This window comes from Rhizobium sp. BK377 (assembly GCF_014193935.1).
In the GTDB taxonomy this organism is placed as follows: Bacteria; Pseudomonadota; Alphaproteobacteria; order Rhizobiales; family Rhizobiaceae; genus Rhizobium.
The window spans coordinates 32,388-44,991 of the sequence record NZ_JACIAC010000002.1 but is presented as its reverse complement, the minus strand read 5'-3'; the positions used below and the strand labels follow the sequence as shown (position 1 = coordinate 44,991).

General features: G+C 60.8%; 14 protein-coding genes. 10 read left to right on the top strand and 4 right to left on the bottom strand.

The genetic code is table 11. The annotated features are described in order from the left end of the window. Positions 1–40 precede the first annotated feature (40 nt). Complete coding sequence (locus FHT92_RS08765; RefSeq protein ID WP_183823953.1) at positions 41–625, bottom strand: hypothetical protein; 585 nt, start codon at positions 623–625, stop codon at positions 41–43. A gap of 4 nt (positions 626–629) precedes the next feature. Next, positions 630–1,016 carry an acyl-CoA thioesterase gene (locus FHT92_RS08760; protein WP_007816464.1) on the bottom strand — a complete coding sequence of 129 codons (387 nt, stop codon included), beginning with the start codon at positions 1,014–1,016 and terminating at the stop codon, positions 630–632. Between the two features lie 296 nt (positions 1,017–1,312). Between FHT92_RS08760 and FHT92_RS08755 the strand changes: the two genes are divergently transcribed. Further along, positions 1,313–3,133, top strand: a complete 1,821-nt coding sequence (locus tag FHT92_RS08755; protein WP_183823951.1) for a methyl-accepting chemotaxis protein — start codon at positions 1,313–1,315, stop codon at positions 3,131–3,133. A 90-nt stretch (positions 3,134–3,223) separates the two neighbouring features. Here FHT92_RS08755 and FHT92_RS29835 read toward each other — a convergent pair whose 3' ends face one another. Together FHT92_RS29835 and FHT92_RS08745 are read right to left on the bottom strand one after the other, a co-directional pair. After that, a complete protein-coding gene (locus tag FHT92_RS29835) occupies positions 3,224–3,439 on the bottom strand; it encodes a hypothetical protein (protein WP_409527147.1) in 216 nt (71 codons plus the stop codon). 345 nt (positions 3,440–3,784) lie between these two features. Beyond that, positions 3,785–4,168, bottom strand: coding sequence for a DUF4440 domain-containing protein (locus FHT92_RS08745; RefSeq protein ID WP_183823949.1), 384 nt, complete (start codon positions 4,166–4,168; stop codon positions 3,785–3,787). Positions 4,169–4,390: 222 nt separating this feature from the next. Between FHT92_RS08745 and FHT92_RS08740 the strand changes: the two genes are divergently transcribed. The 9 genes from FHT92_RS08740 (at position 4,391) to FHT92_RS08700 (ending at position 12,604) form a co-directional block, all read left to right on the top strand. After that, positions 4,391–5,749, top strand: coding sequence for an extensin family protein (locus FHT92_RS08740; RefSeq protein WP_183823947.1), 1,359 nt, complete (start codon positions 4,391–4,393; stop codon positions 5,747–5,749). A gap of 163 nt (positions 5,750–5,912) precedes the next feature. Then, complete coding sequence (locus tag FHT92_RS08735; RefSeq protein WP_183823946.1) at positions 5,913–6,494, top strand: AAA family ATPase; 582 nt, start codon at positions 5,913–5,915, stop codon at positions 6,492–6,494. 356 nt (positions 6,495–6,850) lie between these two features. Continuing rightward, on the top strand, positions 6,851–7,345 hold the full coding sequence (locus FHT92_RS08730) for a sigma-70 family RNA polymerase sigma factor (RefSeq protein WP_183738907.1): 495 nt from the start codon (positions 6,851–6,853) through the stop codon (positions 7,343–7,345). Positions 7,346–7,419: 74 nt separating this feature from the next. Next, on the top strand, positions 7,420–7,773 hold the full coding sequence (locus FHT92_RS08725) for a DUF982 domain-containing protein (protein ID WP_312858754.1): 354 nt from the start codon (positions 7,420–7,422) through the stop codon (positions 7,771–7,773). Between the two features lie 194 nt (positions 7,774–7,967). Further along, entirely contained in the window at positions 7,968–8,357 is a 390-nt protein-coding gene (locus FHT92_RS08720; RefSeq protein ID WP_312858753.1) for a cytochrome c family protein, read from the top strand. A gap of 121 nt (positions 8,358–8,478) precedes the next feature. Further along, on the top strand, positions 8,479–9,297 hold the full coding sequence (locus FHT92_RS08715; RefSeq protein ID WP_183738892.1) for a cytochrome c oxidase subunit II: 819 nt from the start codon (positions 8,479–8,481) through the stop codon (positions 9,295–9,297). Between the two features lie 90 nt (positions 9,298–9,387). Continuing rightward, entirely contained in the window at positions 9,388–11,157 is a 1,770-nt protein-coding gene (gene ctaD, locus FHT92_RS08710) for a cytochrome c oxidase subunit I (protein WP_183823940.1), read from the top strand. Then, the gene (locus FHT92_RS08705) at positions 11,154–11,873 is read left to right on the top strand and encodes a cytochrome c oxidase subunit 3 (RefSeq protein ID WP_183823938.1); all 720 of its coding nucleotides are present in this window, start codon (positions 11,154–11,156) and stop codon (positions 11,871–11,873) included. Before ctaD ends, FHT92_RS08705 begins: the two co-directional genes overlap by 4 nt. 11 nt (positions 11,874–11,884) lie before the next feature. After that, the gene (locus FHT92_RS08700) at positions 11,885–12,604 is read left to right on the top strand and encodes a heme-copper oxidase subunit III family protein (RefSeq protein ID WP_183823937.1); all 720 of its coding nucleotides are present in this window, start codon (positions 11,885–11,887) and stop codon (positions 12,602–12,604) included.

Sequence of the window (12,604 nt, the reverse complement as noted above, 5' to 3'; positions counted from 1 at the left end):
CATTCCTGTGCTTGTCACAGGAATGAGGGAGAAGAGAGCCTCAAATGAAATCATACAGCCGGAAGATCCACGTAATCTGGTAGATGAGGCCAATGCTCACGAACACCGCATGAAATCGGCGATTTGCCGTCCACGCGGCCACGATACACAGAACGATATAGGCGGCATTCCTCGCCGGATATTCCCACCCGAGCGCCGCGAGATATGCTTTGCCCTTCAGCAATGTATCCAGAAAATCCACTGCATAGGTCACGGCCAGCATGCCGAAGAACCAACGCCGCCGCGAGATGAAATATTCCTCGTAGCCGCCGTAATCCTCGATCGTCGTCGGAAAGATCAGCACGCAGAGGAAGAAGAACAGGCAGCAGAAACTGATGAGGAAGAGGTAGACGCCGAAGGAGATGACGGCGAGCGACTGCAGGCGATATTCCCACCACCAGAAATGGATGATGAACAGGAACATCGAGGCGACCCAGCCGAGATGCACCCAGTAGACCCTGAATTTGCCAGGCGATTGCACGATGCCGCCGAGGCCGGTCAGCAGGCGGGCGAGCGAGAGGCCGATCACCATCGACATCACGGTGCGGATGTAGACGTAGACTTCCGGTGTCGCCGCCGCCTGCATCATCTCACTCCTGGGGGACGACCTTGGGTTTGCCGTCCTCGTCGAGCGCCACCATGATGAAGGTGCCGGCGGTGACCTTTTCCTGCTGGTTGTAGCGTGAGCGGTGCGCCCAGGCTTCAACCCTCAGCGTGATCGAGGTGCGGCCGACGCGCTCCACCTCGGTATAGATCGACAGCGTATCGCCGATCTTGACCGGCAGTTCGAAGGCCATTTCCTTGACGGCGGCGGTGACGACGCGGCCCCTTGCGCGCTCGGCGGCGCGGATGCCGCTTGCCAGGTCCATCTGCGCCATGACCCACCCGCCGAAAATATCGCCGGCCGGATTGGCGTCCCCAGGCATGGCGAGCGTACGCAAGGTGAGTTCGCCTGTCGGCTTGGCGGCATCGGTCATCAAGGGCTCCTTATCTGGCCGGTGATTCATGTAGAATCACCCTAATGCAAAGGCCAGGCGGTGCGAAGGCCCGCAAAACCGACTGTTCGGGCCGTGTACCCGAAAGATATCTGCTGGTTGCGCAAAGTCGTCAGTCGTTAAAATGCGGTTTGAATTCAATTGCTTGATGTTGCATCGTGGCCGCCTGATCGCCTTACGCAGCGTTTTTTCAAAATATTCTAATCAAGTTTTACCGTCCGGTAAGCGACCTCCATCAGTATCTGATCATTGTCACATATGAGAGCCGCCGGAACCCCATGCGCAACATCAGGATTTCAACCCGCCTCTACAGCCTCGTCGCCTTCGCGCTAGTCGTGCTTGCCGCGACGATGATCTTCTTCCTCAACTATTCCTATCGCGAGCTGGAAGCCGAGCGCAAAGCCGGTCTGGCGCAGATGGACGCCACGGCGCTTGCCATCTTCGACAAATATTACAAGCTGGAGCAGGCGGGCACGATGACCCGCGAGCAGGCGCAGGAGGCCGCCAAGGAAGTGATCGCCTCGATGCGCTACGGCGGCGGTACCGGCTATTTCTGGATCAACGACATGCATCCTACGATGGTGATGCATCCGGTCAAGCCCGAACTCAACGGCAAGGATCTCACACAGAACAAGGACCCGAACGGCAAGTTCCTGTTCGTCGAATTCGTCAATACGGTGAAGGCGAACGGGCAAGGCTTCGTAGATTACTATTGGCCGAAGCCCGGCGCCGACCAGCCGGTGCTGAAATATTCGCACGTGGCAGGTTTTCAGCCCTGGGGCTGGGTCGTCGGCACCGGCGTCTATGCGGATGACCTTGCTGCGCTCTATCGCCAGAATGCGATCTGGGCCGCGGCTCTCTGCCTGATCGGCGCCATCGCCACCCTCGCCATCGCCTATGCCATCGTGCGCAGCGTGACGACGCCGGTTGCACGTCTGAAGGCCGCTATGAATGCGATTGCCGACGAAGACGCTTCCGTGGAGATATCAGACGCCGACCGGCGCGACGAGATCGGCCAGATGGCGAAATCGCTGATCGTGCTGCGCGACTCCGTTGCCGAGCGGGCGGAACTGCGCGTTCGCGAAGACGAGCGCCGGCAGGAGATCGAAAGCGAGCGGCGCGGCAACGAGGCGAGCCTGCGCTCGTCCTCCGAACGCCAGACGGCGGCGATGCGCGCGCTCGGCGCCGGGCTGGAACGGCTTGCAGCGGGTGACCTGACGGTTGCAATCGATGATCTCGGCCAGGATTACGCCAAGCTCAGGTCCGACTTCAACGCCGCCGTCGATGCGTTGAACAGCGTCATCAATGCGATCGCGGAATCGAGCCATGTCGTCAATGACAGCGCCCGAGATATCAGCGAGGCGACCAACAACCTCTCCAAGCGCACCGAGCAGCAGGCCGCAGCGCTCGAAGAGACTGCAGCCGCGCTCGACGAGATCACCGCCACGGTGCGCACCGCCTCCGAGCGTGCCAATGAGGCACGCAGCATGGTGGCGGAGACGAAGACGAGTGCCGGCAAATCCGGTGAGATCGTCCGCAACGCCGTCTCGGCCATGAGCCGCATCGAGAATAGTTCGAGCCGCATCAGCCAGATCATCGGCGTCATCGACGAGATCGCCTTCCAGACCAACCTCCTGGCGCTGAACGCCGGCGTGGAAGCGGCCCGTGCGGGCGAGGCGGGCCGCGGTTTTGCCGTTGTGGCGCAGGAAGTACGCGAGCTGGCGCAGCGCTCGGCCAATGCGGCCAAGGAGATCAAGACGCTGATTTCGAGCTCGGCAGCCGAAGTCGAAGGCGGCGTGGCGCTGGTGCGCTCCACCGGCGATGCGCTGGTCGAAATCGAGGCCCTGGTGAACCGCGTCAACGCCCATGTCGACACCATCGCCACCGCCGCCCGCGAACAGGCGACCGGGCTGCACGAGATCAACACCTCGGTCAATCATATGGACCAGATGACCCAGCAGAATGCGGCGATGGTCGAGGAGACCACGGCCGCCAGCCAGACCCTTGCGGAGGAAAGCCAGCAACTGCGGGCGCTGCTGTCGAAGTTCCGGCTGCGCGGTCAGGCCGGGCAGGGTGCCCAGTACGGCCGGGCGGCTTGACAGGCTGCTGATGTGACGACAAAGGGCCGCGGCGTTGGTTGCCGCGGCCCTATGTTTTTCCTCCGAAGACAGGTCAGGTCTGGCAGCGCGTCAGCCGATACCATGCTGCTTCAAGAGCGCCTGCTCGTCGCCGGAGACCCAGCCAAAGACTTTCGCATCTCCATCCAGAACCTGCACGAGGTAATGGACCTCGAAGTCAATGTCGGTGTCCGGTTGGTCCTTGCGGGCATAAGTTGCCCTCCAGGCGACATGGGCAACACAGTGGCTCTCATCGATCGTCGAAAGGCGAATATGCCGAAGCGTCATCTCCTTGGTGCCAATGGAGCGATAGCGCTCATAACCCCTGCGCCATCATCCGCCTGAGTCCATCGTCATTCTTGCCGGACCTGACTCCGGCAGGCGAGGCGGCGATGACATCGGAGGCATAGAGGGTGGCGACCTCATCCATATCGGCTTTGCCGGCGAGTGCCTGCCGGAAAAGGCGTTAGTAGCGCTCGAGTAATTTTTCTACTGCCGCTTCCATCGGTTGTTTTTCTGAGTACGGGCTTATGGTGCAGTAGGTATGGTGCCGGCTGGGGATGCCAATAGGCCCAAAGCAATGACCGGCCTTCGCGGAGGCGCCGGCGCCGGATCGACGATCCGCTTGCGGCGCTAGTGCCGTGTCGGCGTGCCCTGGTGGAAGAGCATCTGCCAGCGCCGTCCGTCGTATTTCCAGATTGAGTTGCGCAGCACATGCCGCTCCGATCTGTCCGCCTGCTTGCGCCATGTGCGGTAGGTCAGGAGGGCAGCATCGGCCGAGATCGGTCTTAAGGCATAGTCGCCGGAATAAAGTTCGCCGTTACCGGCGCTGTCGCTTTCCTGCAGCATAAGTTCGATCATGTCGGCGCGCCGATAAACTGTCCCCGATGCGCCGAATGCGCAAAAGCTCTCCGCCAGCAGATCTTCCAAGGCCTGGCGGGAGCGGCGTATCTCCGGCCGATGCAAGGCCTCCTCGCGTGCACGGATTTCTTTGATGCGGATTTCAAGTGTGTTCATTTCGTTTGCGCCTTTCGCGATGTGCGGTGGAAAGCTTGAGCGGACCGGCTCACCAAACGGCTTTCAAGGGCATCCTCTAATCCCGCGGTGTCGAGATACCTCTCCAGCGAGTGTTGACCCTCACGATAAGCCATTCTCCACACGTAAAGCTTTCATTCACCGTTTTTAATTAAATTTGAATCGAGGTTTTCCGATCACAGGCCGCATGCGGAAGCGATAAGTATGGCGTTCCTTTCCCTTCTCCGGCGTACCGCCTTGCCAGTCCTGCTTTCTGCGGCATTGACGACCTGTTCGATCAGCGACGGCCTGGTGCCGCCTGAGAATGTCGATCATGGCACCAGGGTGAGCTCCATCACGCCGGCGCGCGGGGCCGCGCGCATGGCGACGGTCGAGAGCCAGCAACCCTATCCTGTCGCCAGCGCTCCCGTCGGCAATACGCAGGGGCAGATCGATTATCTCGATACGCCAAACCTTGCCGGAACGGGCCAGCAGATGCGCGCCCCGGCACAGCCATCGGCGCCCATGGGCACGCCCCAGCAAGGGCGGCGGCGCTTGCCGATGATCGACAGCGACGAGGCGCTCGCCCAGCAACAGGGCCAGCAGCAAGAGGCATCCGGCGGCAACTGGGGCGGCGTGAAGCCGCTCGCCGTTCCCGAAGGGGGCGTCAATATGGATGAGGAACTCGGCGCCGGATCTGATAACGAGCCGGTGGTGGGGCTGGCGCAGGACGAGCAGCAGCAGATTGCCGAGGGCAACGCCACCCAGCCCGTCGTCGACGGTATCGGCACCGATAATCCGAGACAACTCAACCAGCGGACCATGCCGCAGCCGGTCGCCGCCAGCCAGATGAGCCGTGCGCCGATGCGCGCCGCAGGCAACCGTGCGCAGACCTGGAGCGACGGCAGCCCGGTTCTTGCGCCGACGCGCGTACCGGAAGAGGATGAGCCGGAACAGGTCGCCATGCTGCGGCCGAACAATCCCATGATGAGCGAGCCGGCAACTCCCGTCGATCCCGGCGCCATGCCGGCCTCGGAGCTTTCCTGCCGGCGCGAACTGAAGCGTATGGGCGTGATCTTCGAGGACCGCCCGCCGATCTCCAACGGGCCGTCATGCCAAGTGCCATATCCGGTGTCGCTGAAGGGCCTTTCGGGTAATATCGGCGTCAAGCCGGCGGTGGTTCTGAATTGCCAGGTGACACTCGCCTTCGCCAAATGGGTGAAGAACGAACTCGCACCGTCGGCCCGATTCCGCTACTGGACCGGCATTCGCACCATCGAGCCGCTTGGCGGCTACTCCTGCCGGCGCATGAACAACAGCCGCCAGAGATACAATCCGATATCGGAACACGCGAAAGGCAACGCCATCGATGTCGGCAAGTTCGTGCTGAAAGACGGCCATGAAATCGACGTGCGCAAGAAGGGACTGTTCTCCTTCCGCGAAGGGCGCCTGCTGAAGGCGGTGCGCAGCGACAGCTGCAATTATTTCACTACCGTGCTCGGCCCCGGCTACAATCCGGAGCACTGGAACCATTTCCACTTTGATCTCATGTCGCGCAGGGGCGGACGAGCCGTCTGCAAATAAGCTGACATTACGGAGAGGTCTGAGTCAGCGTCGCTGATGCCGACGGTGACAGCGACAGTTTCGCCCTATCAATATCTAACAATATTTGTTGAAGCTTGAGAGGTGTCATGCGCCCATTCGCACAAAACTATTGTCGTCAACCTGTTCATGAAGTTGCGCCCCCATGAATGGCATCTTCCTCCTGCTCATCGGCTTTCCGGGCAGCGGCAAGCTCACCATCGCCAAGCAGTTGAGCCCGCTTCTTTCGGCAAAAATCATCGACAATCACTGGGTCAACAACCCGGTGCTCGGCGTTCTCGATCATGATCTGACAACGCCGTTGCCCAAGGAGATTTGGGAGCAAACGGGCAGGGTGCGGCAGGCGGTTCTGGATACGATCGTCGCCTTCAGCACGCCTTCAGTCAATTTCATCTTCACCCATGCCGGCATTCAGGACGACGAGCGCAGTCATCGAACCTTCCAACAGATTGCCGACGCTGCCGAGCAGCGGCGATCGCTGCTGGTGCCGGTGCGATTGCTTTGCGAGGTGGAGGAACTGGCGCGGCGGGTTGCCATAGCGGAGCGGCGCAAGCGGTTAAAATCGGTCGATGCCGAAGCCTCGCGGGAACGCAGCCGGACGCTGCAGGTGCTCAATCCCGAGCATGTCAATAAACTCAACCTCGATGTTACCTCGCTATCGGCAGAGGAGAGTGCGGATGCCGTTCATCGGCATGTGCAGCATCTCTTGAGCCTACTGAGCGGCTAACAGCGCGGCGCCGGCAAGTGCCCAACAATCCTTCCGGAAGGCCCGGCTGGAAACCTGGATCGAGTTCTGACACGGGTCGACGTGAATGTGCCGCAAGATACGGCGGCTACAGGCTCATCGGGGAGCCCGGTCGCACTTGCCGAGATCGCCAAGGCACTCTTTGCACCAAGCGAAAACGGCAGCTGACGTCAGGGGCGCTCCGGATGCCGTCAGTCTTCCCTCCGCGCGGCTTCCTCTCAAATATGTTCGGTCGTGGAACGAATAGAGGTCTGTACCCTTTCCCCTCTATATCGAAGGCCCGCGATAGTGTGGGTCATCTCGACGGCCATCCATATCAAGGGCCAGGGAGCTGGGACGTGAAATATTCCCCCGAAATTCTTCAACAGGAAATAGTCGCGCACATTCCAGCGCTGAGGGCATTTGCCCGCACCTTTTACCGGACGCCAGCGGATGCTGATGATCTCGTGCAGGAAACGCTAGTCAGGGCGCTCGCCAATATAGAGCAGTTCAAACAGGGCACGAGGATGAAATCCTGGCTGTTTACGATCATGCGCAATTCCTTCTGCACGCGCTTCCGACTTAGGCAGCGCGAGACGTTCGGTTTGGAGGATTGCGCTTCGTCGCAGGGCAGTGTGCCTGCGGATCAGGAATGGCATCTGCGCGGCCATGAGCTTGAAGCTGCCTGCGGACACCTCCCGGAGCCTTATCGTGCCGCCTTTGCCTTCATCCTGGTGGACGGGCGTTCCTATGAGGAAGCGGCAAACCATTTCCATTGCCCGATCGGCACCATCAAGAGCCGGGTGAACCGTGCCCGCCAGCGCATCGCACACGAAATTGGCTACCATCACTAACGCATTGGCCGGAATTATCCCCTGACGGTATCGGGCCGTTTGTGTTGCCGATAGGCAGGGATCCCTATCACCGAATGGTAATCCTGTTTAGGACACCCAGAGTGCTCGTGCGGGAACTTTCTCCCGGTCGCCGCGTTTGGGCGCGGAACGATCGATCCTGGGCGGCGGCGCTATTCATCATGCCAGATTGGACCATACCCTTGCATATCCGGCTTCCGGGCCAGGAGATTCCCATTACCGTGCGTGGAACGGGCCATGCGGCGGTGCTTCTTGCCGAAAAATGGCCTGTCACCCATGGTCTGGCCTTCGAGCATGCGCTGGCCTGCTTTGCGGCTGTCTTGGAAGGCCAGCTTCTTCCCGACGAGGCGCGGGAAGCCTTCATCGAAGCGGCGGACGACGCCGGCGTCCGCTGGTCGAGCGACGACTAAGCCTGATATCGCCACCATGCATCATATGTCAGTTTTGGCGGCTGCTCTGCCGCATGCCCCAGTTCCCAATTGGGGAACCGATTGACTTGCTTGCGCGAAAGATTAAGCTTTCGGCCATCGCAACCACGATCCGCGCGCGAATGCCAGCGGAGGGCGGGAGTGGCGGGGCGACCTTTAGGAGGATGAGGTTTGCCGTGGATTATCGTGTCGTTCTGCTGATCGGTGCATCCGTGATTGCTCTTTCCCCTGGCAGGTCAGGGGCGCAGGAGGGCGATCCGACAGCGGGTGCCGCTGTTTTCAAGAAATGCGCGACCTGTCATATCGTCGAATCCGATACGAACAAGGTCGGTCCATCGCTGAACGGGGTGCTCGGCAGGAAGGCCGGAACGCATCCCGATTTCGCTTATTCGGCTTCGATGAAGGCGGCCGGCGATGGCGGGCTCGTCTGGGACGAGGCGACGCTGCGCGATTATCTGCACAATCCGAAAGTCAAGGTGAAGGGCACGAAGATGGCCTTCGTCGGCCTGAAGGATGATCAGGAAATCACCGATCTCATCGCCTATCTCAAACAATATTCCAAGTGATGAACCGGGCCGTTACCTATGCCTAAATAGCGGTAATTGCCCATATTTTCTATCTGTGCGATAATAAACACAATATTTCGGAATGCGGTTTCACGGTCGGTCGGCCCAGGGAGGGGCGGAAATGGCTGTTGTGCTCGTTCTCGTCCTTGTTGTCGTCGGCTCCGTGCTGTTCCATGTGCTGAGCCCGTGGTGGTGGACGCCGATCGCATCCAACTGGAGCTATATCGACAGCACGCTCGTCATCACCTTCTGGATCACCGGCATCGTCTTCGTGGCGGTGATTTCCTTCATGGCCTATAGCGTGTTCCGCTTCCGGCACAAGCCGGGCAACCGGGCGCATTACGAGCCCGAGAACCGCAGGCTGGAGCTGCTGCTGGCAGGGGGAACGGCGGTCGGCGTCGCGGCCATGCTGGCGCCGGGGCTCTTCGTGTGGAACCAGTTCATCACGGTGCCTGCCGATGCCGCATCGGTGGAGGTCGTCAGCCAGCAATGGCTATGGAGCTTCCGCCTGCCGGGCGCGGACGGAAAGCTTGGCCGTGCGCAGACGCGCGACGTTACCCCTGAGAACCCACTCGGCCTCGACAAGAACGACGCGAACGGCCTCGACGACCTCATCGTCGAGGGCGGCGAGCTGCATCTGCCTGTCGGTAAGCCGGTCCACATATTGCTTCGCTCCGTGGATGTGCTCCACGATTTCTACGTGCCGGAATTCCGTGCCAAGATGGACATGATCCCCGGCATGGTCACCTATTTCTGGCTCACGCCGACGCGAACGGGAACCTTCGAGATCCTCTGTGCCGAACTCTGCGGTGTCGGTCATCCGCAGATGCGCGGGACCGTCGTGGTCGACGAAACGGCGGACTATCAGGCCTGGCTCGATCAGCAGCAGACATTCACCCAGCTTACGGCGTCATCGGGAGAGCCACCGCCGGTAAACTGAAGCCGGCGAAAGTGGCCAAAGGCCACTTGCCGGCTGGCAACCGGCAGATGACGGCCGGAGGCCGCATCGGGAAGGAAGGGAAGAGAGATCATGGTCGAGATTCCATCCGGCAGCATCCCATCCGCCGAAGTCGAGGATGTCGAGCTTTATCATCCGCACAGCTGGTGGACGAAATACGTGTTCAGCCAGGATGCGAAGATCATCGCCGTGCAATATTCGATTACCGCCATCTCGATCGGTATGGTGGCGCTGGTGCTCTCCTGGCTGATGCGGATCCAGCTTGCCTTTCCCGGCGCGCTCTCCTTCATCGATGCCGACCACTATTACCAGTTCATCACCATGCACGGCATGATCATGGTGATCTATCTGCTCACCGCGCTCTTCCTCGGCGGCTTCGGCAATTACCTCATCCCGCTGATGGTCGGCGCGCGCGACATGGTATTTCCTTACGCGAACATGCTGAGCTACTGGATCTATCTGCTTGCGGTGCTGATCCTGGTCGCCGGCTTCTTTGCGCCCGGCGGCCCGACAGGAGCCGGCTGGACGCTCTATCCGCCGCAATCCGTCCTGTCAGGCACGCCCGGCGGCAAGGACTGGGGCATCCTCCTGATGCTCACCTCGCTGATCGTCTTCATCATCGGCTTCACCATGGGTGGCCTGAACTACGTGGTGACTGTGCTGCAGGGGCGGGCACGCGGCATGACGCTGATGCGCATGCCGCTCACCGTCTGGGGCATCTTCACCGCGACCGTGATGGCGCTCTTGGCCTTTCCGGCCCTCTTCGTCGCCTGCGTCATGATGCTGTTCGACCGCCTGCTCGGCACCAGCTTCTTCATGCCTGCCATCGTCGAGATGGGCACGCAGCTGCAGCACGGCGGCGGAAGCCCGATCCTGTTCCAGCACCTGTTCTGGTTCTTCGGCCATCCGGAGGTCTATATCGTGGCACTGCCTGCCTTCGGCATCGTTTCGGACCTGATCAGCACGCATGCGCGCAAGAACATCTTCGGCTATCGGATGATGGTCTGGGCGATCGTCATCATCGGAGCCTTGAGCTTCGTCGTCTGGGCGCACCATATGTATGTCAGCGGGATGAACCCGGCCTTCGGCTTCTTCTTCGCCACCACGACGCTGATCATCGCCGTGCCGACAGCGATCAAGGTCTATAACTGGGTGCTGACGCTGTGGCGCGGCGACATCCACCTGACGCTGCCGATGCTCTTTGCGCTTGCCTTCATCGTCACCTTCGTCAATGGCGGGCTCACCGGTCTGTTCCTCGGCAATGTCGTCGTCGACGTGCCGTTGTCGGATACGATGTTCGTCGTCGCGCATTTCCACATGGTCATGGGGGTCGCGCCGATCCTCGTCATCTTCGGGGCGATCTATCACTGGTATCCGAAGGTGACGGGACGCATGCTGGACGAGACGCTCGGCCGGATCCACTTCTGGATCACCTTCCTCGGCACCTATGCCATCTTCTTCCCGATGCATTATCTCGGCCTGCTCGGCGTGCCGCGCCGCTATTTCGAGATGGGGGAGACAGCCTTCGTTCCGCCTTCGGCCCATACGCTGAACATTTTCATCACTATCATGGCGCTGATCGTCGGGGCTGCCCAAATAGTCTTCCTGTTCAATCTGGTCTGGAGCCTTTTCCGGGGCAGGGAGGCAGGCGGCAATCCTTGGCGGGCAACGACGCTCGAATGGCAGACGCCCCAGACGCCGCCGGCGCACGGCAACTGGGGCAAGGAACTGCCTGTCGTCTACCGCTGGGCCTATGATTACAGCGTGCCTGGCGCGGCCGAGGATTTCATTCCTCAGAATGTGCCGGCAAGCGGCGGCGTCACGCGGGAGGTTCCGGCATGAACGTCACGTTGATCTTTCTCGCCGCAATCGGCGCCATCATCATCTGGTGGCTCTCGGGGCAGCGGCTGACCTCGAAGCCATGGCTCGAAACGGGGTCGGTGCAGCTGCCGGCTCATGACGATGCCCGAAGGCAGCAGTCACCGGTGCCGGCGGTGAAGATCGGCCTTTTCGTGTTTCTCGGCGTCGTCGGCGCGCTGTTCAGCCTTGCCGTCAGCGCCTATTTCATGCGCATGGCCTCCGCCGACTGGTGGGGGATGCCGATTCCGCGCCTGCTTTGGGTGAATACCGCAGCACTCGCTTTGAGCAGCGTTGCGTTGCAATGGGCCAGACGCGAAGCCCGGCACGGCCGCATGGAAAGCCTGCGGCCGGCGCTCGTTGCAGGGCTTGCTCTTGCCGTCTTCTTCCTCGTCGGCCAGATCCAGGCATGGCGGGAGCTTGACGCGGCCGGCTACGTGCTTGCCGACAACCCCGCCAACAGCTTCTTCTATATGCTCACCGGCCTGCACGGCCTGCATATTCTGGGCGGGCTTGCCGTTCTCTCGCATACGACGGTGAGGGCATTTTCAGCCGATGTCCAGCCCGAAAGGCTGCGGCTCAGCGTCGATCTCTCGGCCATCTATTCGCATTTCATGCTCGCCGTCTGGCTTCTGCTCTTCGCGCTCTTTGCCGGCTGGGCGAATGATTTCGTCGATCTCTGCCGTACGCTACTGAACTAGGAGATTTGCAGATGGCACATCCCGTCCAGACACATGGCGAGCCCGGCGTCGGGCTACCAGGCCTGCGTGGTGTCGCGGCCGATTTCAGCTCGGATCAGCGCGCCTTCAAGACCGCCTCCTGGGGCAAGGCGATGATGTGGATCTTTCTGCTCAGCGACACTTTCGTCTTCGGCTGTTTTCTGATCGCCTACATGACGGCCCGCATGTCGACGCCGGTTCCCTGGCCCAATCCGAGCGAGGTCTTCGCGCTCCACATCGGCGGCCAGGACGTTCCGCTGATCCTGATCGCGATCATGACCTTCGTGCTGATCTCGAGCAGCGGCACCATGGCGATGGCGGTCAATTTCGGCTATCGCCACGAACGGGGAAGGACCGCTGCCCTGATGCTGCTGACCGCACTTCTCGGGGCAACCTTCGTCGGCATGCAGGCCTTCGAATGGACGAAGCTGATCACCGAAGGCGTGCGTCCCTGGGAAAATCCGTGGGGTGCTGCGCAGTTCGGATCGACCTTCTTCATGATCACGGGCTTTCACGGCACGCATGTCACCATCGGCGTCATCTTCCTGCTGATCATTGCCCGCAAGGTCTGGCGTGGCGATTTCGATGTGGAGCGCCGCGGCTTCTTCACCAGCCGAAAGGGCCGCTACGAGGCCGTCGAGATCATGGGCCTCTACTGGCACTTCGTCGACCTGGTCTGGGTCTTCATCTTCGCGTTTTTCTATCTGTGGTGA